The following is a 24,489-nucleotide window of genomic DNA, read 5'->3' on the forward strand; positions in this document are numbered from 1 at the left end:
TTAGTTATATTCCACCGTATTTTATTGGTGGGAATAGATAGGCTGAGTAAGAGAATAATAACGTTATGACGCCAGCAGTTCCAAATAATGGAACTGCTGCGGCGAGCTATCGCCTGGCGTTATTTCCGTCATGCGGCAGGGAATATTCAGGGAAACCAAGCATGAAATCAAATAATCCGCTAAAAGCGGCCGGCACGCTGTTGGTCATGGCGCTACTTTCGGTGATGGGGGCGATCATCGGCGTTCAACTGATCACCACGCTGGGCGTGACGCCCAACACTTCGATCATCGGCGCGCTGATCGCCATGCTGTTGGCGCGCATCCCGCTACAGATGTTCCAACGCTATCGTTCGGTGCATACCCAGAACCTGGCGCAAACGGTGATCTCCTCCGCCACTTTCGGTGCAGCCAACTGTCTGCTGATGCCGATTGCGGTGCCTTACGTGATGGGGCAACCGCAGCTTATTTTACCGATGTTCTGCGGCGTGGCGGCGGCGATGCTGCTCGACGCCTATCTGCTTTATCGTCTGTTCGATACCAAAGTGTTCCCCGCCGCCAATGCCTGGCCGCCGGGCGTCGCCGCCGCAGAGGCGATTAAAGCCGGCGATCGCGGCGGCAAGCAGGCCTGGCTCCTGGTGGTGGGCGTAGTGGTGGGCATCGCTGGATCAATGCTCAAGATCCCCATGGCGGCTTTCGGCACCGCCTTTATCGGCAATATTTGGGCGCTGAGCATGTTCGGCGTCGGACTATTGCTGCGGGCCTACGCCGAGCCGGTGGCCGGATTCGATATTAACGCCCATTTTATTCCGCACGGCGTGATGGTCGGCGCTGGCCTGGTGGCGCTGATCCAGGTCGCGCAGGTGATCCGCAGCCGCCGCGCCGATAGCGCCGGTTATACCCAACCCGACAGCGCCGTAAGCAAAGCGCTCGGTCTGGGCGCGGTCGGCTATATCGTCATCGCCGCTTTTTTGGCCCTGGTCGGCGGGCTGTTTAGCGAGATGTCGCTGCCGATGTTGGCGCTGTTCGTGATTTACGCGGCGTTTGCCGCTTTCGTTCATGAGTTGATCGTCGGTATCGCTGCCATGCACTCCGGCTGGTTTCCCGCGTTCGCGGTGGCGTTGATCACCCTGATAGTCGGTATCCTGATCGGTTTCCCACCGCTGGCGCTATGCATCCTGACCGGTTTTACCGCCGCCACCGGGCCGGCCTTCGCCGACATGGGCTTTGATTTGAAAGCCGGCTTCATCCTGCGCGGCTACGGTGAGGATCTGCAGCAAGAGCTGCTGGGGCGTCGCATTCAGCTGTTTGCGGCGTTGATCGCTTTCATCATCGCCATTCCGGTGGTTTACCTCTCTTACCACAGCTATTTCCTGCAGGATCTGATCCCGCCGGTCGCGCGCGTTTACGCCAAAACCATCGAGGCCGGCGCGCAGCCGGGCATCGCCTGGAGTCTGTTGATCTGGGCGATCCCCGGCGCCTTGGTGCAGCTGGTCGGCGGCCCTAAACGCCAGCTCGGCGTGCTGCTGGCAACCGGCCTGCTGATCAACAACGCCTTGGCCGGGTGGGCGGTGCTGGTCGGCATCGCGCTGCGCGTGGCGATCCTGCGACGTTGGGGGGATCGTGGCCGCACGCCGATGGAGATTATGGCGGCCGGATTTATCGCCGGCGATGCGCTCTACAACTTCTTCAGCTCGATTTTTTCCAGCAAGGGCAAATAGCTCCTGCCGATGACATTGGTGAGGTAAAACGACCATGAGTTTGCAACAAACGCTGCAGGTTTTTGAATTGATTGATAGCGCATTCGTCAGCGGCCAAGACGTCGTCGACCTGTTTGCGTCTTACCCGGCGATCCGGGCCAGCACCTTGCGCGCCGAGGGGCCGAAGGGCGGCACCGATTTCGTGCGTATCGAGATCCCCGGCAGTGCAGGAAAATTCGGCGGTGGTGCGGCGCCGACGCTGGGCATTATCGGCCGCCTGGGCGGCATTGGCGCGCGGCCGACGCGAATCGGGCTGGTGTCCGACGGCGACGGCGCGATCGCCGCCATTGCCGCCGCGCTGAAGTTGGCGGAGATGCAGCGCAAGGGCGACATGCTGCCGGGCGATGTGATCGTCACCACCCATATTTGCCCGAACGCGCCGACCCGGCCGCACGATCCGGTTGATTTTATGGATTCACCGATCGATGACGTGACGATGAACGATAACGAAGTGGTGCCGGAGGCTGACGCCATCCTGTCGATCGACACCACCAAAGGCAACCGCATCATCAATCATAAAGGCTATGCGCTGTCGCCGACGGTGAAAGAGGGGTACATCCTGCGGGTGGCGGAAGATCTGCTGCGCATCATGGAGATGACCAGCGGCCGGCCGGCGGTGACTTTCCCGATCACCACGCAGGACATCACCCCTTACGGCAACGGTGTACATCACCTCAACAGCATCTTGCAGCCCTCGACCGCTACTGCAGCGCCGGTGGTCGGCGTGGCGATCTGCAGCGAATCAGTGGTGCCGGGCTGCGGTACCGGAGCCAGCCACGAAACGGACATCGCGTTGGCGGTCAAATTCGCGGTGGAAGTCGCCAAAGAATTCGGCCGCGGTACCTGCCGGTTCTATGATGCCGCCGAATACGGCCAACTGCTGGCGCTGTACGGCAGTCTAAGCCACCTGCAAAAAAGGAGATAGACCCATGACGGCTTCATTCGCCACGCTGACCATCGGTCAGGCGCCGCGCAGCGATATCATGCCGCTGCTGTCTGCTTATCTGCCGGCGGAGCGAGTGAGGCACGTCGGTTTGCTGGACGGCCTGGATATCGGGCAGATCGCCGAGCGTTATGCGCCGCAACAGGGCGACAAGCTGCTGGTGTCGCGTCTTTTGGACGGTACGCAGGTGACGCTCGGCGCCGCTCGCGTCGAAAGCGGGTTGCAGGAGAAGATCCGCGAACTGGAAGCGACGGGATGCGAGGTGATTCTGTTGCTATGCACCGGCGAATTCGGTCGATTGCAGGCGGAACGGGTGCTGTTGCTGGAACCGGATCGCATTATCCCGCCGTTGATCTCCGCGATCGTCGGCACACACCGTGTCGGCATCGTGGTGCCGGTGGCTGAACAGGTTGGGCAGCAGGCGCGCAAATGGCGGCAGCTGGCGGCGCCGCCGAGCTATGCCGTCGCCAGCCCCTATCTGGCAGATGACGCTGCGCTGGAGCAGGCGGCTTGCACCCTGCTGCGGCAGGGGGCGGAGGTGGTGGTGCTCGATTGTATCGGTTATCACCAGCGTCACCGCGCTTTTCTGCAGGCGCGTCTGTCGGTACCGGTGCTGCTGTCGAACGTACTGGTCGCCAAGTTGGCCGCAGAGTTAATCGACTGATTCAAATAGCCATAAATCTGCGCTCGACGCGACTACGGGCGTTTTGCGCCCGTGAGGCGCCCCGGGCTTCAGCAGCCCTGACTGTCGGCGAGAGGGCCTGTAGCGTTTTACTCTGCGCCGCGATCGCATTTCGCGCGAAAAACCAGTGACAGATCAACCGCAATCCCCCAATATGGATTTTCCATCAAGATGATTACGCGGGTGCCAGTCTATGCTGAAAGTGAATGAGTATTTTGCCGGAAAAGTGAAGTCTATCGGTTTTGACAGTAGCAGCATCGGTCTTACCAGCGTGGGTGTGATGGAAGAGGGCGAATACACCTTCTCCACCGCGCAGCCGGAAGAAATGACGGTGATCACCGGGGCGCTGAAAGTGCTGCTGCCGGGAGCGCCGGACTGGCAGGTGTTTACGCCGGGCGAGAAGTTTTTCGTGCCGGGGCACAGCGAGTTCAACCTGCAGGTGGCCGACGCCACCGCCTATCTGTGCCGCTACCTGAGCAAATAAATTTTGTTCGCTAGGGGAACGCAGGGCTCAGCGAAGGCTGGGCCCTGGTCGTTTCTGCGGCGAGATTAACGCTGGGCTTCGCCGCCGAGCGCTTCGATGGTGTTTTTGATCAACGCCGCCAGCTCGCTGGTCATCAGGATAAAGTCGGCGTCAAAACGCTGGGCGAAGTCATCGCGATCGATATCGTCGTTCTGCTCGCGCAGCGTGTCGGCGAACTTCAGGCGCTTGAGCGAACCGTCGTCCGACAGCATCAGCTGGATGCGCTCTTGCCAGTCCACCGCCAGCTTGGTCACCAGCTTACCGGCTTCGATGTGCACCGCGATTTCGTCGCTGATCAGATTCTGCTTCTTGCAGCGGATCACGCCGCCTTCTTCCAGAATCGCTTTCAATTCCGCTTCATCCTGAATGGCGAAGCCGGCCGGCATCTCACCGGAACGCACCCATTCGGTCAGCGTCAGTTCGATCGGGCTTTCCATGGTCAGCGGCACCACCGGCAGCGAGCCGAGGCTTTTACGCAGCAGCGCCAGCGTGTCTTCGGCGCGTTTAGCGCTGGCGGCGTCGACCATGATCAGATCGTTGACGGTGTCGATCCACATGAAGGTCTGGTTGAAGCGGCTGAACGCGCGCGGCAGCAGGCTGTGCAGCACTTCATCCTTCAGCGCGTCTTTCTCGGTTTTCTTCAGTTTGCGGTGTTGCTCCGCCTCCAGGCGCTCAATCTTGGCCTGCAGCTCTTGCTTGATCACCGGCGACGGCAGGATTTTCTCTTCCTTGCGCGCGCAGATGACGATCTGGCCGTTGACCGCGTGCGTCAGCGCATCGCTGTGCGAGCCCATCGGGGAGACCCAGCCGGTCTTCGCCATGTCCTGGCTGCCGCACGGCGTGAAGGCGAACGCGCTGAGTTGTTTTTCCATTTCATCCGCGTTTAACGCCACTTCGCGGCTCAAACGGTAAACCATCAAATTCTTAAACCACAGCATAATGTTATCCCTGGCTGGGCGTGCGTTCGGCACGCTGATTCGTCAAAAGCAGGGCGGCATGATAACGAATTGACGCTGAAAAATCGCCCCATTCTCTCCGAATTGCGTCGCTTTGCGCATCGGGAAAGGACGGGACGGAGAATGGGAAACAGGTGATTCATTCGCGCGCTTACATTAGGCTGTGACAACGCTGCGCGGCATCGAGGAGAAAAAATACGTGCGCATTGGCATCGACTTGGGTGGAACGAAAATTGAAGTGATCGCGTTGGCGAATGACGGGCGGGAGCTGTTTCGCCATCGCATCGCCACGCCGCGCCATGACTACCGGCAAACCCTGGCGGCGATCGCCGGGCTGGTGAAACTGGCGGAGGATCATACCGGCGAACGAGGATCGGTCGGGATCGGCATTCCCGGCACGCTGTCGCCGTTTACCGGGCGAGTAAAGAACGCCAACTCGGTGTGGCTCAACGGCCAGCCGCTGGATAAGGATCTGTCGGCGCTGCTGGCGCGCGAGGTGCGCATCGCCAACGACGCCAACTGCCTGGCGGTGTCGGAAGCCACCGATGGCGCCGGCGCCGGCGCGAAAACCGTGTTTGCGGTCATCATCGGCACCGGCTGCGGCGCCGGCGTGGCGCTGAACGGCCAGGCGCATGCCGGCGGCAACGGCATCGCCGGCGAATGGGGCCACAATCCGCTGCCGTGGCAGGATGACGATGAGCTGCGCTACGCCCGCGACGTGCCGTGCTACTGCGGCAAGCCGGGTTGCATCGAAACCTTTATTTCCGGCACCGGTTTCGCCACCGACTATGCGCGCCTGAGCGGCAACGCGCTGCAAGGGCATGAGATCATTGCGCTGAGCGAGCGGGGCGATGCGCTGGCGGCACAAGCGATTGAACGTTACGAAATGCGATTGGCGAAATCGCTGGCGCACGTGATCAACATGCTGGATCCGGACGTGGTAGTGCTCGGCGGCGGCATGAGCAACGTGGATCGTCTGTACCGCACGGTGCCGCAGTTGGTGAAAGACTGGGTGTTCGGCGGCGAGTGTGAAACGCCGATCCGCAAGGCGGTTCACGGCGATTCCAGCGGCGTGCGCGGTGCGGCCTGGCTGTGGCCGCAACAGCAGCGCTAAGCGTTGCAACAAAGCGCGAGGCTGCTCGCGCTTTAAACCCTTCACTGTACAAAAACTGGACGGCGCTTTATGCTTTAGCTAACTTAGCTAAGGAGAACGCGTATGCCGATTCAGGCCAATATGCACGAAGCCAAATCCAATCTGAGCCAACTGGCGGACAGAGCCGCGGAGGGAGAAACCGTGATTATTGCAAAAGCAGGGAAGCCGTACGTACAGCTGGTCGCCATCAAGGGGGAAGCGCGCCGCCCTGGCGCCGCCAAGGGCAGGTTCACCGTGCCGGCGGATTTCAACGCCGGGGATGCGGCCATTGCGGCGCTGTTTGAGGGCGATGAATGAAGCGCCTGCTGCTGGATACCCACGCGTTGCTGTGGTGGCTGATCGATGACGCCTGCCTGGGCGCGAACGCCAAAAGGCAGATCGCCGATCCGGGCAATGCGGTGTACGTCAGCGCGGCCAGCATTTGGGAGATCTCGATTAAGCAGGCGCTGGGCAAGCTGGCGCTGCCGGAAGACATCTTTGCGATCATCGAGGCCGAAGATTTTCTGTCGCTGCCGATGGACGCCTTTCATTGCCAACAGGCCGGGCAGCTGCCGCCACACCATCAGGATCCTTTCGATCGCATGCTGATCGCCCAGGCGCAGGCCGAGGGGCTGACGCTGATTTCCGCCGACGCGGTGTTTCCGCAGTACGGCGTGCGGGTGGCGGACGCCCGCCGTTAAACCGGCTTTTCCTCGCTTTCGCTGCGCACCCGTTCGATATGAATGGTCAGGAACATCATCTCTTCCGTGGTGAGCTGGTGCTGATAGTGCTTTTCGATGTGGCGGTTGATCTTGCCGGCGCAGGCGAATGACTCGCGGTACTTCTCTTTCACCACCTGATACAGCGAGTCGTCGTCGCTGTCGACGTAGTTTTTCCCCAGCAGGCGCTGGGCGAAAAATTTCAAGTGGGTGACGAACCGGTGGTAGCTCAGGGATTCCTCGTTGTAATCAAAGCGGAAATGGTATTTGACCAGGTTGAGGATCTCTTGCATCACGCGGGTAATGTGCAGCGTGTTGTGCATCTCGTCGTTAAGCTGGGCGTTGACCAGGTGCAGGGCGATAAATCCGGCTTCGTCCTCCGGCAGCGCGGTATCCAGCCGCTGGGCGATCAGAGCCAGCGCCTCCAGCCCGACGGCGAATTCGGTCGGGTAGAGCTTTTTAATCTCCCACAGCAGCGCATTTTTGATATCCAGCCCTTGCGCATGGCGCTGCAGGGCGAAATGGATGTGATCGGTGAGCGTGATGTAGACGATGTTATGCAACTTGCCCGGCAGGCGTTCGCGGGCGAGGGTGATGATCCTGTCGGCGGTGGTGACGCAGGCCAATGGGATCTCGGCGAGCAGCTCTTTATAGCGCTCGGCGATTTCACCGCCGTTATGGGTGAACACCTTTTCGATCAGGCTTTCGTCCAGCGTATCGCCGGGCTTCTTTTTAAAGCCGATTCCTTTTCCCATCACCACCGTCTCTTCCTGACGGTCGTCCAGCGTAATCACCACGTTATTATTGAGTATTTTAGCGATTTTCATGGTTTTTCCCGGTGTTTCAGCATCCTGAAAACGAAAAAACCTGACGCCCGGAAGCGATCCCGGGCGTCAGGTTTTGCCTGTATTTTATGTTTCTGTCCTGCGGCCTGAGCGGCGAAGGGGATACAGTAACAATCCTGTTATGCCTGCATAATAACCCGTGCCCGCCGCAGCTCAACGCTTTTCACTGCGGAGTGCCGCCGCGGTCACACTTCTGCGCCGCGCGCGGCGGGATCATTCCAGCCTGAAGTGCGCTTCCAACCGGCTGACGCCGAGCCCGTTGACCTTTTTCACTTTGATCTGCACCGGAATACGCTCTTTCATCGCCTCGACGTGACTGATCACGCCAATGGTTTTGCCGGAGGCGTTCAGACTGTCCAGCGCGTCCAGCGCGGTATCGAGGGTTTCGGCGTCCAGCGTGCCGAAACCTTCGTCGAGGAACAGCGAGTCGATGCTGGTTTTGTGGCTGACCAGATCGGACAACGCCAGCGCCAGCGCCAGGCTGACCAGGAAACTCTCGCCGCCGGACAGGGTGCGGGTATCGCGCAGCGCGTCCGCCTGCCAGATGTCCACCACCTGCAGCTCCAGCGCGTCGCTGGTCTTGCGCTGCAGCAGGTAGCGCCCGTGCAGCCGGCCGAGCTGAAGGTTAGCCAGATACACCAGATGATCGAGCGTCAGCCCCTGAGCGAAGCGGCGGAACTTGTCGCCTTCTTTTGAGCCGATCAGCTGGTTGAGGTAGCTCCAGTCGTCGTAGTCTTGCTGGCTGCGGGCGATCTGCTCGAACAGCGCCTGCTGATTGAGACGGCGTTCGGCGTCGCTTGCCAGCTGGTTGCGCAGTTCGCCCTGGCGCAGCTGCAGCGCCTTCAACTGCTGCGCCAGTTCGGCCAGCGATTGGGTGAGCGCGTCGAGATCCGCGTTGGCTTCATCCAGCCCTTCAGGGCGGTTCTGCCGGTGCTGCTCCAGCGTTTGCGTCGCCTGTGTCAGCAGGGCGGCGGCCTCCACCTGCCGCTGTTGCAGCTGTTCTTTGCGCTGCTGCAATTCGCGGCGCAGGGCGTCGTCCAGCAGCGCGGCGGCGAAGGCGGTTTCATCGGCGAATTCGCTGTCGGCCAGCGCCTGCTGCCACTGCTGCTGCGCCTGCTGCAGCCGCTCCTGCATCTGGGTGTGTTGCTGTTGCAGCCCGGCCTGCTGGCCGGCCAGGCGCTCGCGCAGTTCCTGCGCCTTTTGCCACTGCTCGGCGGCCTGCAAACTGGCCTGTTCACAGGCGGTTTGTTTGGCGCGCAGCTGTTCGCGCACCTCGGCGACCTGCTGTTCGCCGAACAGCGCCAGCCGCTGCGCGCGTCGTTCGGCAAGGGTTTTCTCGCCTTCTTGCCAGCGTTGTTGCAGCTCTTGCTGCTGTTGCAGGCTGTCGGCGTGGGCTTTCTGCAGCAGCGTAAAGCGTTCTTCGAGCAACGCCAGCTGTTGCTGCGTCTGCTGCTGCTGCGTTTGCAGAGCGATGAGCGCATCCTTCGCCTGCTGTACCGCCTGCGCCGCCTGTTCATGCTGCTGCAGCGCCTGTTGCCCGCGCCGTTCTTCGTCGTCGCAGCCGTTCAGCCAGGCGCTGAGTTGCTCGCCATCCGCCAGCGTAAAATCGAACGCCAGCGGCGCGCTGAGCTGCCGCCACTGCTGCTGTTGGCCGGCCAGCTGTTGTTCATCCTGCGCGATGGTTTGCTGCTGACGCTGCAATTGCTGTTGCAGGTTGTCGTAACGGGCTCGCAGCTCGACGCCTTGTTTTTGCAATGCTTCGGTCTGGACTTTCATTTGCTCCAGACGTTGCGCGGTTTCTGACAGTTTTACCTCTTGGTATTGTTCTACCGCCGGGTGCTCGCATGAGCCGCACAGCGGGCAGGGGGCGCCGGGTTGCAAACGGGCGCGCTCGGCCTCCAGACCCACGATCCGTTGTTCCAGCGCATAGGTTTTTTCAACATCGGCCTGGTGGGCTTTCTGCTGCTTAAATCGCTGACGGATGAGTTCTAGCTGCGGTTCCAACTGGGTAAGTTCATGTTGACCGCTGTTTAGCTCTTGCCGCTGTTGTTCCAGCCGTTTAACGATTTGCTGCGATAAAGAGGATAGAGTAAACAGCTGCTGGCGCGTCGGGCGCAGATCCGCCAGGACGCTCAGGCGCTGGCGCAGCGGGGCCAGCGGCGTTTGCGCCTCCAGCGCTTGCTGCTGCTGTTGTTGAGCGGCCAGCGCTTCGGTCAGCGCGTTCAACTGCTGCTGAAACTGTGCGGTCTGCGTCGTCAGTTGATTGCGCTGGACGGTGAGCTGCTCCAGCGCAGTCTGCTGCTGGGCGCACTGCTGCGCGGCGGCATCGCCGGCCTGTCTACGTTCGGCCTGTGTCGACTGCAGTTGGGCTATTTGATGGTCGAGCGGGGCGACCTGCTCGTCGATCAACTGTTGCTGTTGCCGCATGTGTTCGGCATGCGCTTGCTGCGCCAGACGGGCTTTTTCCACCGTCTGCTGCAGCGGCGCCAGCTGCGCCGACTGCTGTTCCTGCTGTTGCGTCAGCTGGGCTGCCTGCTGTTGTATCGTCTGCAGCTCGGCGCGGCAGCGATCGCGTTCACCGCGCAGCGGCCGCAATTTCTCGGCCGGCTCGCTGAGCGCCAGCCGCTGCAGCTGCGGGGCGGCCTCCGCCTGCTCGCGCTGGGCGGTGTCCAGCCGCAATTGCCCCTCGCTTTGCTGTTGCCGGAGGCGTTGCCATTGCTGCAGCCAGCTCAGCGCCTGTTGCTGTCGCTGGGTTTGTTCGCCGAGAGCGATTTCCTGCGCGCTCAGCGCCGCCAGCTGTTCGGTCAGAGACTGGCGCTGCTCGTCGTTCAGCAGTTCGATGCCGCTGGCGCGTTGGTGCAACGCATCCAGGTCGGTTTTGGCCTGCTTGTGCGACTCGAACACCTGTTCGGACAACCGCCCGTAGATTTCGGTGCCGGTCAGCTCTTCCAGCAGCTCGGCGCGATCGTTGGCGTCGGCGTTGAGGAAGGCGGCGAACTGACCCTGAGACAGCATCATCGATTTGGTGAAGCGGCCAAAGTCCAGCCCGGTGATGGCGGCGGTAAGCTCCAGCTTGTCGCGCACCTTGTCCGCCAGGATCTTGCCGTCCTCGCGGCGCGCCAGTTCGACCTTCGGCGCCTGCAGATTGCCGTCCGGCGCGTTTTTGGCGCGGCGCTGGCTCCAGAAGGCGCGATAGCCGATGCCCTTGACCTCGAACTCGACCTCCGCCAGCGATTCGGCGGTGTGGCGGGTCATCAGTTCATTCTGGCTTGGCGTGACGTTGAGACGCGGCGTCTGGTGGTACAGCGCCAGGCAAATGGCGTCCAGCAGGGTGGTTTTGCCCGCGCCGGTCGGGCCGGTAATGGCGAACAGACCGTTGCTGGCGAACGGCTCGGCGGTGAAGTCAATTTTCCATTCGCCCTGCAGCGAGTTGAGGTTTTTTAACCGCAGGCTGAGGATTTTCATGGGTTGCTCTCTTCAGGGGTGTGCTGCACCGCCTCGACCACCTGGCGGAACAGTTGGTGCATCCGCCGTTGGCGCGCTTCGGGCATGTCGGCCTCCTGCGCCAGGCGCCGTTCGAACACCTCGTTGACGCTCAGCTCGTTCAGCGTTTCCTTATCCTGCTGCGCGATCGCCTGGCGGCGCTGCTCTTTACTGCGCCGCAGCAGCACCACTTCCACCGGCAGCGCATCCGCCAGCAGCTGGATGCGGCGCTGGATATCGCTGAGGTAGTCCTGCGTCGCCACTTCGATATCCAGCCACACCGGCAGCTCGCCGGCATAATCGGCAAATTGCCGCAGCTGCCGTTCGATCTCGGCCAGATCGCCTTTGATCAGTTGCATGGGCTGAAACTGCGGGATCGTTAACGCGTCTACCCGTTGCAAAGCGCCGTCGGCGAAATCCACCAGGAAGACGCTTTTGGCTTTGCCCAGCTCATCGAAGCTGAGCGGGATCGGTGAGCCGCTATAGCGAATATGCTCCGATTTGGCGACGTTCTGCGCGCGGTGAATGTGCCCCAACGCGATATAGTCGGCGGGCGGGAAGGCCTGCGCCGGGAAGGCGTCGAGGGTGCCGATATAGATGTCGCGCACCGAGTCGGAGGTGGTGACGCCGACGGTGGTCAGGTGGCCGGTGGCGACGATCGGCAGCGGCAGGCCCAACTGGTCGCGGCGCTCGCAGGCCGCCTGATACAGCGCTTGATAATGTTCGGCGATGGCTTCCTGCAGCGCCTGCTGTTTCTGTGCGCCGGATTCGCCGGCGCGGCTGGTGAGCAGATCGCGCGGCCGCAGGAACGGGATGGCGCACAGCACCGCGCCCGGCTGGCCGTCGCGTTGGTTAAGCACCACGATCTGCTGTTCCGGGGCGCCCTGCGCGCTGGCGATCACCGTGGTGTTCAGGCAGGAAAGCAGTTCACGCGATTCGTTCAGCGTCGCGACCGAATCGTGGTTGCCGCCCAGCACCACCAGCTGGCAGCCGGTGCGCTGCAGTTCCACCACGAAGCGGTTGTACAGCTCGCGGGCATAGCTGGGCGGCGAGCCGGTATCGAACAGATCTCCGGCGACGATCAGCGCATCCACCTGCTGCTGATCTACCTGTTCGATCAGCCAGTTCAGAAAAGCCTGGTGCTCGGCGGCGCGGCTTTTGGTGAAAAAGTACTGGCCAAGGTGCCAGTCAGAGGTGTGGATCAGGCGCATGACACTCCCGGATGTAAAGATAATGGCGATGATTATAAAGGCGGCGGCGGCGGCTGTCCCGGCGCAATGATGATGACAACCGGATGATTTTTCGTTACTGCGGGAAATAATCGCTATGCTTACTGCCTATAACAGCCGGTTTTTTTCATAAAAGTGTCACAAAACTGACGCATAATGGCGCCCGAAAAGTCGCTAACACATTGGCAGGATTGACGATGGCAAGACGCATACTGGTGGTGGAAGACGAAGCGCCGATCCGTGAGATGGTGTGCTTTGTGTTGGAACAGAATGGTTACCAACCGTTGGAAGCCGAGGATTATGACAGCGCCGTGACGCGTCTGTCTGAGCCGTTCCCTGATTTGGTGTTGCTTGACTGGATGTTGCCCGGCGGTTCCGGCATTCAGTTTATCAAACATATGAAGCGCGAAGCGCTGACCCGCGATATCCCGGTGATGATGTTGACCGCGCGCGGCGAAGAAGAAGACCGGGTGCGCGGCCTGGAAGTGGGGGCGGATGATTACATCACCAAGCCGTTCTCGCCCAAGGAGCTGGTGGCGCGCATCAAAGCGGTCATGCGCCGCATTTCGCCGATGGCGGTGGAAGAAGTGATTGAAATGCAAGGGTTGAGCCTGGATCCGTCCTCCCACCGCGTAATGGCGAACGATCAGGCGCTGGACATGGGGCCGACCGAGTTCAAGCTGCTGCACTTCTTTATGACCCACCCGGAGCGGGTTTATAGCCGCGAGCAGTTGCTTAATCACGTCTGGGGCACTAACGTTTATGTGGAAGACCGTACCGTTGACGTGCATATCCGTCGGCTCCGCAAGGCGTTAGAAACCAGTGGGCATGATAAAATGGTTCAAACCGTTCGGGGCACCGGCTACCGGTTCTCAACGCGCTACTGATCGCGCCGCGCTGGAGAATATGCCGTGTTAGAACGTCTGTCGTGGAAGAGGCTGGCTCTGGAGCTGGCTCTTTTCTGTCTGCCCGCCTTACTGCTGGGGCTGATTTTCGGTTATCTGCCCTGGTTCCTGTTGGCCTCTGCGCTGGCTGCGCTGGTGTGGAATTTCTACAACCAGCTCAAACTCTCCCATTGGCTGTGGATCGACCGCAGCATGACGCCGCCGCCAGGCCGCTGGAGCTGGGAGCCGCTGTTCTATGGCCTGTATCAGATGCAGCAGCGCAACCGCCGCCGCCGGCGCGAGCTGGCGCTGCTGATCAAGCGCTTTCGCAGCGGGGCCGAATCGCTGCCTGACGCGGTGGTGATGACCACCGTCGAGGGCAACATCTTCTGGTGCAACGGGCTGGCGCAGCATCTGCTCGGCTTCCGCTGGCCGGAAGACAACGGCCAGCACATCCTTAACCTGCTGCGTTATCCGGAATTCAGCCACTATCTGCAACAGCAGGAGTTTTCGCGCCCGCTGACGCTGCAGCTGAACAACGAACACTACGTCGAATTCCGCGTGATGCCGTATTCCGAAGGGCAATTGCTGATGGTGGCGCGCGACGTCACCCAGATGCGGCAGTTGGAGGGCGCGCGGCGCAACTTCTTCGCCAACGTCAGCCATGAGCTGCGCACGCCGCTGACGGTGCTGCAGGGCTACCTGGAGATGATGGGCGACGAAGAGCAGGACGGTTCGCTGCGCAGCAAAGCGCTCAGCACCATGCAAGAGCAGACCCGCCGGATGGACGGGCTGGTCAAGCAGCTGCTGACGCTGTCGCGCATCGAGGCGGCGCCCAATGTCGACATGAACGAGCGGGTGGATATCCCCTTGATGCTGCGGGTGTTGCAGCGTGAGGCGCAATCGCTGAGCGGCGGCAATCACGAGATCACCTTCCGGGTGAACGAACAGCTCAACGTGTTCGGCAATGAAGACCAGTTGCGCAGCGCGGTGTCTAACCTGGTGTACAATGCGGTCAACCACACGCCGAAGGGCACCCATATCGAAGTCAGCTGGCAGCAGACGGCGCATGGCGCGCAGTTTCAGGTCAGCGACAACGGGCCTGGCATTGCCGCCGAGCACCTGCCGCGCCTGACCGAGCGTTTTTACCGCGTCGACAAGGCCCGCTCGCGCCAGACCGGCGGCAGCGGGCTGGGGCTGGCGATCGTCAAGCACGCGCTCAGCCATCACGATGCGCGGCTGGAGATCCTCAGCGAACCGGGGATCGGCACCCGCTTTATCTTTACCTTGCCCAATCGGTTGATTGTTCCCGCCGCTTTATCAGAGAATGCGGTGAAAAATTAACGCGAGACACCGGTATGACCCGAATCACCCGAGGGCTGTTGCTTTGCCTGGCGCTGCTGGCCGGACGCGGCGCGCTGGCGCAGCCTGACGGCATGTTGGCGGGCAACCTGTCCAGCGTCGGCTCCGACACGCTGGCGAATCTGATGGCGCTGTGGGCGCAGGATTTCAGCGAGCATTATCCCAACGTCAACCTGCAGATCCAGGCCGCCGGTTCGTCGACCGCGCCGACCGCGTTGGCGGCGGGCGCCGCGCAGCTCGGCCCGATGAGCCGGCCGATGAAGGCGGCCGAGGTTTCGGCGTTCGAACACCGTTACGGCTATGCGCCGCTGGCGGTGCCGGTAGCGGTGGATGCGCTGGTGGTGTTGGTGCATCAGGACAATCCGCTGCGCGGCCTCAACCTGCAGCAGCTCGACCGCATTTTCTCCGCCACCCGGCGCTGCGGCGAAAGCCAGCCGCTGACGCGCTGGGGCGAGCTGGGGCTGCGCGGCGACTGGGCGACGCGCTCGCTGCAACGCTTCGGCCGCAACTCGGCGTCCGGCACCTACGGCTATTTCAAACTGCGCGCGCTGTGCGGCGGCGATTTCATGCCGCGCGTCAATGAGCTGCCCGGTTCGGCCTCGGTAGTGCAGGCGGTGGCCGGTTCGCTCAACGGCATCGGCTACGCCAGCATTGGCTTTCGCGCCAGCGGCGTGCGGCTGCTGCCATTGGCGGAGTCGGGAGAGGACTATGTCGCGCCTACCGCCGCCAACGTGCGCAACGATCGCTACCCGCTGTCGCGCTATCTGTATATCTACATCAACAAAGCCCCCCATCAACCGCTGGAGCCGCTGACCGCCGCGTTTCTCGATCGCGTGCTGTCGACACCAGGGCAAAGCCTGGTCAATCACGACGGCTATCTGCCACTGCCGCCGGCCGCCCTGCAGAAGACCCGCCAGGCGCTCGGGTTGCCACCGCTCGCGCCGGCTACGGTGCAATAAGCGACAAAAAGCGGCGTAATTTTCGCCTTTTCTCACGGCAAAACGGAGCTTATACCACGCGAAAACCGGGCATTTATTGGCGTTTTCGCGCGGTAAAGTGATATATGCTTCACGTTTCGTGAATTCATTGTTCAAAAATGATACAAATCATGTAGTGTATATTTATTGATAGCCAATATGATCGACTGGTGGCTAAAGTTTATATGGTCGATAGCTCTGCTTTTCGCCGTGCGTCTTGCCTTGAAGCGCTATAAACGTTTACCTTAGCCTTCGTTGTCGGATTAAACCTCCATTTTTATAACTCCTAAAATTTTGCCCATCTTCATGAGCGGCCACTTTCGAATAGGGACATAAACGCCGGATCGACTGCGTTTAGGGTGCTTATTTGGCGCTGCGACGATCGGGCATGCCGGCAACCGGGTGGGGCGTTTCGCCACCACGCTATCGGACAATTTTTTTCATTTGAACAGGCAACACGACATCGTATGAGTCATCGTTTAACGTCAAAAGATATCCTGGCACTGGGCTTCATGACCTTTGCCTTATTCGTTGGGGCCGGGAACATCATCTTCCCGCCGATGGTCGGCTTGCAGTCCGGTGAACACGTTTGGATCGCTGCGCTGGGCTTCCTGCTCACCGCCGTGGGCCTGCCGGTCATCACCGTCATCGCGCTGGCGCGCGTCGGCGGCGGCATCGACGCCCTCAGTTCGCCGATCGGCCGCGGCGCCGGCCTGCTGCTGGCGACCGTCTGCTACCTGGCCGTCGGCCCGCTGTTCGCCACGCCGCGCACCGCCACCGTGTCCTTTGAGGTGGGCATCGCCCCGCTGACCGGCGACGGCGCCATGCCGCTGTTCATCTACAGTCTGGTGTACTTTGCGCTGGTGATCGGCATCTCCCTGTATCCGGGCCGCCTGCTCGATACCGTCGGCCATGTGCTGGCGCCGCTGAAGATCGTCGCGCTGGCCGTACTGGGCATCGCCGCGCTGCTGTGGCCTGCCGGCGCGCCGATTCCAGCGACGGCGGCTTATCAGAGCGTGCCTTTCTCCTCCGGTTTCGTTAACGGCTATCTGACCATGGATACGCTGGGCGCGCTGGTATTCGGCATCGTTATCGTCAACGCGGCGCGTTCGCGCGGCGTGAAAGACGCCGGTCTGTTGACCCGTTACACCATTCTGGCCGGTTTGATCGCCGGCGTGGGCCTGACGCTGGTTTATCTGAGCCTGTTCAAGCTGGGTTCCGGCAGCGGCGCGCTGGTGCCTGACGCCACCAACGGCGCGGTGATCCTGCACGCTTACGTTCAGAACACCTTCGGCGGCCTCGGCAGCTTCTTCCTGGCGGCGCTGATCTTCATCGCCTGTATGGTGACCGCGGTGGGCCTGACCTGCGCCTGCGCCGAGTTCTTCGCGCAATACCTGCCGTTCTCTTACAAGACGCTGGTGTTTATCCTGGGCCTGTTCTCGATGGTGGTGTCCAACCTCGGCCTGAGCCACCTGATCCAGATCTCCATTCCGGTGCTGACCGCGATTTACCCGCCGTGCATCGTGCTGGTGGTGCTGAGCTTCACCCTGCGTTGGTGGCACAGCGCGCCGCGTATCATCGCGCCGGTGATGCTTGTCAGCCTGTTGTTTGGTATTCTTGACGCGGTGAAAGCGTCCAGTTTCCAGCAGCTGCTGCCGGCCTGGACCACTCATCTGCCGCTGGCGGAGCAGGGGTTGGCATGGTTGCCGCCTTCGCTGCTGATGCTGGCGCTGGTCGCGATTTATGATCGGGTGTGCACGCGTTCCCAAGTGACCGCGCACTGATAATCCCCCGGCTTAATCCAGGGCCACGGACATGTCCGTGGCTTTTTTACGTTTAAAACTATGGGTCATCTTCATGCAACAACAGTCACCCACCACCGCCTCCGACAATAAGCTGAAACGCGGCCTCAGTACGCGCCATATTCGCTTTATGGCGCTGGGATCGGCCATCGGCACCGGGTTGTTCTACGGCTCGGCGGACGCCATCAAAATGGCCGGCCCGAGCGTGCTGCTGGCTTACCTGATCGGCGGCATCGTGGCCTTCATCATCATGCGCGCACTGGGGGAGATGTCGGTCAATAACCCGCAGGCCAGCTCATTTTCCCGCTACGCGCAGGACTACCTCGGCCCGATGGCGGGTTACATCACCGGCTGGACTTACTGCTTTGAGATTCTGATCGTCGCCATCGCCGACGTGACCGCCTTCGGCATCTATATGGGCGTCTGGTTCCCGGAAGTGCCGCACTGGATCTGGGTGCTGAGCGTGGTGCTGATCATCGGCGCCATCAACCTGATGAGCGTCAAGGTATTCGGCGAGCTGGAGTTCTGGTTCTCGTTCTTCAAGGTCGCCACCATCATCATCATGATCGCGGCCGGCATCGGCATCATCATCTGGGGTATCGGCAACGGCGGGCAACCGACCGGCATTCATAACCTGTGGTCGAACGGCGGCTTCTTCAGCAATGGCGTTATCGGCATGATCCTGTCGCTGCAGCTGGTGATGTTCGCTTACGGCGGCATTGAAATCATCGGCATCACCGCCGGCGAAGCCAAGGATCCGAAAAAATCGATTCCCAAAGCCATCAACTCGGTGCCGTGGCGCATTCTGGTGTTCTACGTCGGTACGCTGTTTGTCATCATGTCGATCTACCCGTGGAACCAGGTGGGCACCAACGGCAGCCCGTTCGTGCTGACCTTCCAGCATATGGGCATCACCGTGGCGGCAGGCATCCTCAACTTCGTGGTGATCACCGCTTCGCTGTCGGCGATCAACAGCGACGTGTTCGGCGTTGGCCGCATGCTGCATGGCATGGCCGAGCAGGGCCATGCGCCGAAGATGTTCAGCAAGGTGTCGAAACGCGGCATTCCCTGGGTGACGGTGGTGGTGATGATGCTGGCGCTGCTGCTGGCGGTGTACCTCAACTACATCATGCCGGAGAGCGTATTCCTGGTGATCGCCTCCCTGGCGACCTTCGCCACCGTGTGGGTGTGGATCATGATCCTGTTCTCCCAAATCGCCTTCCGCCGCAGCCTGAGCAAAGAGCAGGTGAAGCAGCTGGCGTTCCCGCTGCGCGGCGGGGTGTTCACCTCGGTGGTGGCGATCGTGTTCCTGGTATTCATCATCGGCCTGATCGGCTATTTCCCGACCACGCGCGTCTCGCTGTACGCCGGCCTGGTCTGGGTGGTGTTGCTGCTGGCGGGGTACTGGTTCAAGGTCAACCGCCAGAAAAAACGCGCGCTGTTGGCGACGCAGCAAGACTAAATGGAAAAACACCGGCTGAGGCCGGTGTTTTTTTAGGGTTTATCTTCCACTTCCTCATCCCCGGCGGCGCGCGCTTCGATGCGCATGCCGCCGTCGTTCAGGCGTTCCTCCTCTTCCTCGCCGGCGCAGCGTGCCAGCACTTCGCGAATGTCCTGCAGGTTGCTGCTAAGGGCGCTCAGCGAAGGTTGCAGATTGCGGGGCATGCGGCTTTCATCCAGCGATGCGCTGTGCAGGCAGCCGATAAACAGCAGCGTGGCCATCAGGGTGAACAGCCGATGACGTAACCGTTTCAGCAAGGGCTTTCCCTCTCGGTGGTGAAGGTGATGGCGCATTAACGCCGTTTTCGCCGGGGAAAAGAAGGGGATGGAGATATCTGCTGGCAATTGAAAGCGAATAATTACCAGCAGACACAGTTACGTCAGCTGACGTCAGGAAGCGTTCGCGCTTTGTCGCAGCATGCCGCGCAGGTCGTTGCCGGTCGGCGTCTGATGCACGCGCAGGCCGAACTCGTCGATCACCGCCAGGATATGGTCGAAAATATCCGCCTGAATGCTTTCATACTCCGCCCAAACCGTGGTGTTGGTGAAGGCGTAGATTTCCAGCGGCAGGCCCTCCGGCGTCGGCGCCAGCTGGCGTACCATCAGCGTCATGTTCTGGTGAATACGCGGATGAGCGCGCAGGTAGGCTTCCAGATAGGCGCGCAGCGTGCCGAGGTTGGTGAGACGGCGGCCGTTGAGCGGCGAGGCCAGATCGACGGCGATCTCCTGGTTGTGCTGGCTCAGTTCCTGGGTCTTAACGTTCAGGTAGCTGTGCAGCAGCGGGTTGCGCTGCAGGCGGCGCTGTTCCTCTTCCGACAGGAAGTGCACGCTGCCGGTGTCGATATTCAAGCTGCGCTTGATGCGGCGCCCGCCGGATTCCGACATCGAACGCCAGTTTTTGAACGAGTCGGAGATCAGCGCGTAGGTCGGTATGGTGGTGACGGTGTTGTCCCAGTTACGCACTTTGACCGTGGTCAGGCCGATGTCGGTGACCGCGCCGTCGGCGCCGTATTTCGGCATTTCCAGCCAGTCGCCGATCTTCAGCATATCGTTGGCGGAGAGCTGAATGCCGGCCACCAGCCCGAGGATCGGATCCTTGAACACCAACATCAAGACCGCGGTCATGGCGCCCAGGCCGCTGAGCAGCAGCAGCGGCGATTTGCCCATCAGCAATGAGACGATCATGATGCCGATCAGGATCGCCGCCACCAGTTTCAGGCCCTGGAAAATGCCGCGCAGCGGCAGCTGATTGGAAATCGGGCTTTGGCGCAGCAGCGCCAGCAGCGTATCCAGCAGCGAGAACAGCGACAGCAGGGTGAAGGCGAGGATCCACACCTGTGCGGCGGTGACGATCACCGCCTGGGTCTGGCTGCCGCTCTGCAGCCACAGCGTCGCCTGGATACTGATGATCACCCCTTGCAGCAGCAGCGCCACGCGCTGGAACAGTTTGTATTGGGTGATGGCCTGTTGCCAGACGCGCTGCGATTGCTGGCCACGGCGCTGAAGAGCAGCCAACACCACCCGGTGCAGCACCAGGTGGATCGCCACCGAGATCAGAACAATCAACCCCAATACCATCAACAGCGACATCACTCCGCCGAATTCCAAACCAAACTGTTCCAGCCAGCGCGTTATCTGTTGTTGCATTACCGCTCCTTAAAAAATGCGCAAAAAATATCCTGTAAACTTAAAACGCGTTAGCCTAAGGGGTAACGTGCAGGATTTGTACCTGTTTACCTTTTTTTACATCAAGTTAGCGCTATTTTTCGGTCTCCGCCCCCCGGCTCATCCCCGGGTTTTGCGGCCAGAGAGGAGGGGGAGTTGCACTTAACGTGGCATTGTTCGTTTCTTGAAGAACGCCGTCGATTTCGTTTGGTACAGCAGGAGAACAGTATGCTTAACGCCTGGCATCAACCGGTCCCGCCTTTTGTGGTGAAGCAAGGGCAACGTTTGGATATCACGCTGTGGTTACAAGGGGATGAACTGCCGGAACGGGTGTTTTTGCGCGCCGAACCGGACAATGAAGAGTGGCTGCTGGTGATGAAAGCGCAGCGCCACGAGGGGATGCGGCGCTACCAGGCCAGCCTGACGCTGAATGAGGGCGAGCCGACGCGGCGTTACTGCTTCAAGCTGCTGTGGGCCGATCGCCAACAGTGGTTCGGCCCGCAGGGCTGGTCGCCAACGCCGCCGGGCCAGCTGGCGCAGTTCGCCGTCGACGATCCTGACAATGGCCCCGAGTGGGTGGCGGATCAGCTGTTCTACCAGATTTTTCCCGATCGCTTCGCCAGCAGCGGCGGCGAGCACGGCATCCAGAGCGGCAGCTATCGCCATCATGCGGCCGGCGCCGAGGTGATTCGGCGCGACTGGCAGCACCCGTTGGAGGATCGCCACGCCGCCTCGACCTTTTACGGCGGCGATCTGGACGGCATCAGCGGCAAACTGCCGTACCTGCAGCAGCTGGGCGTGACGGCGCTGTACCTGAACCCGATTTTTACCGCGCCGAGCGTGCATAAGTACGATACCGAGGACTATTACCAGGTCGATCCGCACTTCGGCGGCAACGCGGCGCTGCAGCGTTTGCGAGTAAGCACTCACAAGGTGGGCATGAAACTGGTGTTGGACGGGGTCTTCAACCACACCGGCGATTCGCACCCGTGGTTTGACCGCCATCGTCAGGGCGAAAACGGCGCCTGTCACCACCCCGATTCGCCGTATCGCGGCTGGTTCAACTTCTACCCGGACGGCCGCGCGCTCGACTGGAAGGGCAACGCCAGCCTGCCGAAGCTCAACTTCGCCGAGCCGCAGGTGGCGGAAGCGATTTATCAGGGCGAAGGCAGCGTGGTGCGTCACTGGCTGCGCCCGCCGTACAGCATCGACGGCTGGCGGCTGGACGTGGTGCATATGCTGGGGGAGAACGGCGGCGCCACCGGCAATCTGCGCCACCTGGCGGGCATCTATCAGGCGGTGAAGCAGGAGAATCCGCAGGCCTATGTCTTGGGCGAGCACTTCGGCGACGCGCGCCGCTGGCTGCACGCCGGCGTGGAGGATGCGGCGATGAACTACATGGGCTTCGCGCTGCCGGTGCGGGCGTTTTTGGCGGGGCTGGACGTGGCCTACCACCCGGTGCGGCTGGACGCCGCCGGGTGCGCGCAGTGGATGGACGGTTACCGCGCCGGGCTGCCGCACAGCCGCCAGCTGATCCAGTTCAATCAGCTGGACAGCCACGATACCGCGCGTTTCCTCACGCTGTTGCAGGGGAACGCGGCGCGCATGCAGATGGCGGCGGTGTGGCTGCTGAGCTGGATCGGTGTGCCTTGCCTCTATTATGGCGATGAGATTGGGTTGGACGGCGGCAACGATCCGTTCTGCCGCAAGCCGTTCCCGTGGGACGTCGGCGACTGGGACCGGCCGCTGCTGGCGCTGTTCCAGCGCATGGCGGCGCTGCGTAAACAGAGCCTGGCCTTGCGCCGTGGCGGCTGCCAGGTGTTGTACGCCAGCGGAGAAACGCTGGTGTTCGTGCGCCTGTATCAGCAGGAGCAGGTGTTGGTGGCGCTGCAGCGCGACGGCAGCGGCCAGGCGCAGCTGCCGCATAACCCGCTGTTGGCGCGCGGCCCGTGGCGGCGTGTGGAAGGGCGGGGAGAGTTGAGCGAAACGGCGGGCGGGTTGCGGCTGCAGTTGGCGGAAGAGTCGGCCACCGTATGGCGCTGCGAGGGCTAAAGGGAGTGCGGGGGCAGAAACGCCCCCGCGATTAAGGTGAGTGGGTATTTACATCAGTAACCGACCGCGGAGCCTGCCGGACGGCGCACGTCGTTGGCGCCGTACAGGTAGCCTTCACGCACTTTACCGGAAACCGCCGAATCGTTGCCGGAGTTGGCCGGGCTGACGCCCGCCGCGCCCGGCAAACCGACCAGAATCAGTTCGGCGGCGCCCCACGGCGTTTGCTCGACCATCTTGTAGCCCATACCGCTCAGCAGCTTCAGCGTATCGGCGGAAACGCCGCGCTGTTCGTAGTACACCTCATCCGGCAACCATTGGTGATGGATGCGCGGTGCGTCCACCGCTTCCTGCGGCGCCATGCCGTGGTCGATCACGTTCAACGCGGTCTGCAGGGTGATGGTGATAATGCGCGAACCGCCCGGCGAGCCCAGCACCATAAAGATCTTGTTGTCCTTGGTCACCAGTGTCGGGCTCATCGACGATAGTGGGCGCTTACCGGGGGCAATACTGTTGGCGGTGCCCTGCACCAGCCCGTACAGGTTTTTCTCGCCCACTTTCACCGTAAAGTCGTCCATCTCGTCATTGAGGAAGAAGCCGGTGCCCGGTGCGATGACGACAGCGCCGAAGCGGCCGTTGACGGTATAGGTGGTGGAGACCGCGTTGCCGTCGTGATCGACAATCGAATAGTGGGTGGTTTCCGGCTTCTCATGCGGCTCCATGCCGGGCTGCACGTTTTCCGACGGCGTGGCCTTGTCCGCGACGATTTTCTTGCGGATCTGTTCGGCGTAGCTCTTGCTCACCAGCCGGTCGATCGGGTTCTTGATGAATTCCGGGTCGCCCAGGTAGGTGTTGCGATCCATGTAGGCATGACGCATCGCTTCGGTCATGGTGTGAATGGCCGCCGCCGAGTTGAAGCCCATGCTTTTCAGATCATAGCCTTCCACCACGTTGAGGATTTCGCACAGCGTCACGCCGCCGGAGCTGGGAGGCGGCGCCGACACGAACTTGTAGCCGCGATAGCTGCAGGTGATCGGCGGCGTTTCGGTGACCTTGTAGTTGGCGAAGTCGGCCGCCGTCAAAATGCCGCCGCCCTGTTTGGCCGCCGCCTCCACCGCCTGCGGGATCTTGCCTTTATAGAAGGCGTCGGTTCCGCCTTTGGCGATGGCCTCCAGCGTGTTGGCCAGATCGGTTTGCACCAGTTTATCCCCCGGCTGCAGCGGGCTGCCGTCCGGGCGCAGGAAGATTTTGGCCGATTCGGGATCCTGCTTGAAGCGTGCGATGGTGGTGTCGAGGATATCGGTGTCGGCGCGGGTCAGCACAAAACCTTCGCGCGCCAGCTTGATCGCCGGCGCCAGCACCTGTTCGCGGCTCAGCTTTCCGTACTTCTCACGCGCGGTTTCCATCCCCAGCACGGTGCCCGGCACGCCCGCCGCCAGATAGCCGTACAGGCTGGCGTCTTTTTTCACCTTGCCGTCGGCGTCCAGATACATGTTGGCGCTGGCCGCCGCCGGCGCGGTTTCGCGGAAGTTGATGAAGGTATCGGTGCCGTCCGCCAGGTGGACGGTCATAAAGCCGCCGCCGCCGATGTTGCCGCAGCAGGGGTTAACCACCGCTTGCGCATAGCCGACCGCCACGGCGGCGTCGATGGCGTTGCCGCCCATTTTCAGGATATCCACCCCGACCTGCGAGGCCAGATGCTGCGAGGTGACCACCATGCCGTTTTGGGCCTCCACCGCTGGGTTGGATGCCGCGTACAGGCTGCCGCTGACCAGCAGCGCCGCCATGGTCAGGGGTTTGCTCCATTTCTGTAAAAACATAGTTATTCCTACCCTGTCAGTTTTTTATTGTGTTGTGTTTGCTTGCCGTTACTCACTTGCAAAGCGCGAGCCAGCGTTATTGATAGTAGCCGCAGATGGGCGTACGCGCGGTGAACAGGGTGGGAAATGTGAGCGGAAACAGGGAAATAAAGCACTGAAGG

The 24,489-nt window shown here is 61.4% G+C and carries 20 protein-coding genes; 13 read left to right on the forward strand and 7 right to left on the reverse strand.

Annotated elements, in window-relative coordinates; translation table 11 throughout:
- Nucleotides 1–161 precede the first annotated feature (161 nt).
- The 4 genes from WFM45_RS00625 to ppnP all read left to right on the forward strand — a co-directional run bounded on the left by WFM45_RS00625 (nucleotide 162) and on the right by ppnP (nucleotide 3,866).
- Nucleotides 162–1,718 carry an OPT/YSL family transporter gene (locus tag WFM45_RS00625; protein ID WP_044031846.1) on the forward strand — a complete coding sequence of 519 codons (1,557 nt, stop codon included), beginning with the start codon at nucleotides 162–164 and terminating at the stop codon, nucleotides 1,716–1,718.
- A 34-nt stretch (nucleotides 1,719–1,752) separates the two neighbouring features.
- On the forward strand, nucleotides 1,753–2,682 hold the full coding sequence (locus WFM45_RS00630) for a DUF1177 domain-containing protein (RefSeq protein WP_060558694.1): 930 nt from the start codon (nucleotides 1,753–1,755) through the stop codon (nucleotides 2,680–2,682).
- A gap of 4 nt (nucleotides 2,683–2,686) precedes the next feature.
- Entirely contained in the window at nucleotides 2,687–3,364 is a 678-nt protein-coding gene (locus WFM45_RS00635) for an AroM family protein (protein WP_004940465.1), read from the forward strand.
- 211 nt (nucleotides 3,365–3,575) lie between these two features.
- Complete coding sequence (ppnP, locus tag WFM45_RS00640; protein ID WP_004940463.1) at nucleotides 3,576–3,866, forward strand: pyrimidine/purine nucleoside phosphorylase; 291 nt, start codon at nucleotides 3,576–3,578, stop codon at nucleotides 3,864–3,866.
- A 65-nt stretch (nucleotides 3,867–3,931) separates the two neighbouring features.
- Here the strand turns inward: ppnP and rdgC are convergent, their stop codons facing one another.
- Nucleotides 3,932–4,843 carry a recombination-associated protein RdgC gene (rdgC, locus tag WFM45_RS00645; protein WP_004940461.1) on the reverse strand — a complete coding sequence of 304 codons (912 nt, stop codon included), beginning with the start codon at nucleotides 4,841–4,843 and terminating at the stop codon, nucleotides 3,932–3,934.
- Between the two features lie 217 nt (nucleotides 4,844–5,060).
- On the opposite strand from rdgC, the gene mak reads away from it, so the two are divergent.
- From mak to WFM45_RS00660, 3 genes are all read left to right on the forward strand, one after another.
- Nucleotides 5,061–5,975 carry a fructokinase gene (gene mak / locus WFM45_RS00650; protein ID WP_060560413.1) on the forward strand — a complete coding sequence of 305 codons (915 nt, stop codon included), beginning with the start codon at nucleotides 5,061–5,063 and terminating at the stop codon, nucleotides 5,973–5,975.
- Nucleotides 5,976–6,077: 102 nt separating this feature from the next.
- Complete coding sequence (locus tag WFM45_RS00655) at nucleotides 6,078–6,311, forward strand: type II toxin-antitoxin system Phd/YefM family antitoxin (RefSeq protein ID WP_004940455.1); 234 nt, start codon at nucleotides 6,078–6,080, stop codon at nucleotides 6,309–6,311.
- The gene (locus WFM45_RS00660) at nucleotides 6,308–6,694 is read left to right on the forward strand and encodes a type II toxin-antitoxin system VapC family toxin (protein ID WP_015376820.1); all 387 of its coding nucleotides are present in this window, start codon (nucleotides 6,308–6,310) and stop codon (nucleotides 6,692–6,694) included. Before WFM45_RS00655 ends, WFM45_RS00660 begins: the two co-directional genes overlap by 4 nt.
- Here the strand turns inward: WFM45_RS00660 and licT are convergent.
- From licT to sbcD, 3 genes are all read right to left on the reverse strand, one after another.
- Nucleotides 6,691–7,539: a BglG family transcription antiterminator LicT gene (gene licT / locus WFM45_RS00665; RefSeq protein ID WP_336954091.1), complete on the reverse strand. Its 849-nt coding sequence runs from the start codon at nucleotides 7,537–7,539 to the stop codon at nucleotides 6,691–6,693. The two genes, WFM45_RS00660 and licT, sit on opposite strands and share 4 nt — an antisense overlap.
- Before the next feature lie 231 nt (nucleotides 7,540–7,770).
- On the reverse strand, nucleotides 7,771–11,022 hold the full coding sequence (gene sbcC, locus WFM45_RS00670; RefSeq protein WP_336954092.1) for an exonuclease subunit SbcC: 3,252 nt from the start codon (nucleotides 11,020–11,022) through the stop codon (nucleotides 7,771–7,773).
- The gene (gene sbcD, locus WFM45_RS00675) at nucleotides 11,019–12,251 is read right to left on the reverse strand and encodes an exonuclease subunit SbcD (protein WP_336954094.1); all 1,233 of its coding nucleotides are present in this window, start codon (nucleotides 12,249–12,251) and stop codon (nucleotides 11,019–11,021) included. Before sbcD ends, sbcC begins: the two co-directional genes overlap by 4 nt.
- A gap of 215 nt (nucleotides 12,252–12,466) precedes the next feature.
- Between sbcD and phoB the strand changes: the two genes are divergently transcribed.
- From phoB to proY, 5 genes are all read left to right on the forward strand, one after another.
- Complete coding sequence (gene phoB / locus WFM45_RS00680) at nucleotides 12,467–13,156, forward strand: phosphate response regulator transcription factor PhoB (RefSeq protein ID WP_004940438.1); 690 nt, start codon at nucleotides 12,467–12,469, stop codon at nucleotides 13,154–13,156.
- A gap of 24 nt (nucleotides 13,157–13,180) precedes the next feature.
- On the forward strand, nucleotides 13,181–14,497 hold the full coding sequence (gene phoR, locus WFM45_RS00685; RefSeq protein WP_004940434.1) for a phosphate regulon sensor histidine kinase PhoR: 1,317 nt from the start codon (nucleotides 13,181–13,183) through the stop codon (nucleotides 14,495–14,497).
- A 14-nt stretch (nucleotides 14,498–14,511) separates the two neighbouring features.
- Nucleotides 14,512–15,474, forward strand: a complete 963-nt coding sequence (locus WFM45_RS00690) for a PstS family phosphate ABC transporter substrate-binding protein (RefSeq protein WP_261124031.1) — start codon at nucleotides 14,512–14,514, stop codon at nucleotides 15,472–15,474.
- Between the two features lie 485 nt (nucleotides 15,475–15,959).
- Complete coding sequence (gene brnQ / locus WFM45_RS00695) at nucleotides 15,960–17,276, forward strand: branched-chain amino acid transport system II carrier protein (RefSeq protein WP_033634017.1); 1,317 nt, start codon at nucleotides 15,960–15,962, stop codon at nucleotides 17,274–17,276.
- 73 nt (nucleotides 17,277–17,349) lie between these two features.
- Nucleotides 17,350–18,756, forward strand: coding sequence for a proline-specific permease ProY (gene proY / locus WFM45_RS00700; protein WP_004940425.1), 1,407 nt, complete (start codon nucleotides 17,350–17,352; stop codon nucleotides 18,754–18,756).
- A gap of 32 nt (nucleotides 18,757–18,788) precedes the next feature.
- Here the strand turns inward: proY and WFM45_RS00705 are convergent, their stop codons facing one another.
- Both WFM45_RS00705 and WFM45_RS00710 read right to left on the reverse strand, forming a co-directional pair.
- Entirely contained in the window at nucleotides 18,789–19,052 is a 264-nt protein-coding gene (locus WFM45_RS00705; protein ID WP_015376826.1) for a hypothetical protein, read from the reverse strand.
- 132 nt (nucleotides 19,053–19,184) lie between these two features.
- Entirely contained in the window at nucleotides 19,185–20,441 is a 1,257-nt protein-coding gene (locus WFM45_RS00710) for a mechanosensitive ion channel family protein (RefSeq protein ID WP_016928882.1), read from the reverse strand.
- A 246-nt stretch (nucleotides 20,442–20,687) separates the two neighbouring features.
- Here WFM45_RS00710 and malZ point away from each other — a divergent pair, with 246 nt between their 5' ends.
- Entirely contained in the window at nucleotides 20,688–22,511 is a 1,824-nt protein-coding gene (malZ, locus tag WFM45_RS00715) for a maltodextrin glucosidase (protein WP_048322325.1), read from the forward strand.
- Nucleotides 22,512–22,564: 53 nt separating this feature from the next.
- On the opposite strand, the gene ggt is transcribed toward malZ, so the two are convergent.
- Complete coding sequence (ggt, locus tag WFM45_RS00720; protein WP_060558705.1) at nucleotides 22,565–24,328, reverse strand: gamma-glutamyltransferase; 1,764 nt, start codon at nucleotides 24,326–24,328, stop codon at nucleotides 22,565–22,567.
- Nucleotides 24,329–24,489 lie beyond the last annotated feature (161 nt).

The sequence above is a fragment of the Serratia sp. KG1D genome (assembly GCF_037150675.1).
GTDB classification, from domain to species: Bacteria; Pseudomonadota; Gammaproteobacteria; order Enterobacterales; family Enterobacteriaceae; genus Serratia; species Serratia nematodiphila.

What these genes read in the sequence shown, in the direction of transcription:
- WFM45_RS00625 (WP_044031846.1), top strand. Translation starts at nt 162, where the DNA reads ATGAAATCAAATAATCCGCTAAAAGCGGCCGGCACGCTGTTGGTCATG.
- WFM45_RS00630 (WP_060558694.1), top strand. Translation starts at nt 1,753, where the DNA reads ATGAGTTTGCAACAAACGCTGCAGGTTTTTGAATTGATTGATAGCGCA.
- WFM45_RS00635 (WP_004940465.1), top strand. Translation starts at nt 2,687, where the DNA reads ATGACGGCTTCATTCGCCACGCTGACCATCGGTCAGGCGCCGCGCAGC.
- ppnP (WP_004940463.1), top strand. Translation starts at nt 3,576, where the DNA reads ATGCTGAAAGTGAATGAGTATTTTGCCGGAAAAGTGAAGTCTATCGGT.
- rdgC (WP_004940461.1), bottom strand. Translation starts at nt 4,843, where the DNA reads ATGCTGTGGTTTAAGAATTTGATGGTTTACCGTTTGAGCCGCGAAGTG.
- WFM45_RS00655 (WP_004940455.1), top strand. Translation starts at nt 6,078, where the DNA reads ATGCCGATTCAGGCCAATATGCACGAAGCCAAATCCAATCTGAGCCAA.
- WFM45_RS00660 (WP_015376820.1), top strand. Translation starts at nt 6,308, where the DNA reads ATGAAGCGCCTGCTGCTGGATACCCACGCGTTGCTGTGGTGGCTGATC.
- licT (WP_336954091.1), bottom strand. Translation starts at nt 7,539, where the DNA reads ATGAAAATCGCTAAAATACTCAATAATAACGTGGTGATTACGCTGGAC.
- sbcC (WP_336954092.1), bottom strand. Translation starts at nt 11,022, where the DNA reads ATGAAAATCCTCAGCCTGCGGTTAAAAAACCTCAACTCGCTGCAGGGC.
- sbcD (WP_336954094.1), bottom strand. Translation starts at nt 12,251, where the DNA reads ATGCGCCTGATCCACACCTCTGACTGGCACCTTGGCCAGTACTTTTTC.
- phoB (WP_004940438.1), top strand. Translation starts at nt 12,467, where the DNA reads ATGGCAAGACGCATACTGGTGGTGGAAGACGAAGCGCCGATCCGTGAG.
- WFM45_RS00690 (WP_261124031.1), top strand. Translation starts at nt 14,512, where the DNA reads ATGACCCGAATCACCCGAGGGCTGTTGCTTTGCCTGGCGCTGCTGGCC.
- brnQ (WP_033634017.1), top strand. Translation starts at nt 15,960, where the DNA reads ATGAGTCATCGTTTAACGTCAAAAGATATCCTGGCACTGGGCTTCATG.
- proY (WP_004940425.1), top strand. Translation starts at nt 17,350, where the DNA reads ATGCAACAACAGTCACCCACCACCGCCTCCGACAATAAGCTGAAACGC.
- WFM45_RS00710 (WP_016928882.1), bottom strand. Translation starts at nt 20,441, where the DNA reads ATGCAACAACAGATAACGCGCTGGCTGGAACAGTTTGGTTTGGAATTC.
- malZ (WP_048322325.1), top strand. Translation starts at nt 20,688, where the DNA reads ATGCTTAACGCCTGGCATCAACCGGTCCCGCCTTTTGTGGTGAAGCAA.
- ggt (WP_060558705.1), bottom strand. Translation starts at nt 24,328, where the DNA reads ATGTTTTTACAGAAATGGAGCAAACCCCTGACCATGGCGGCGCTGCTG.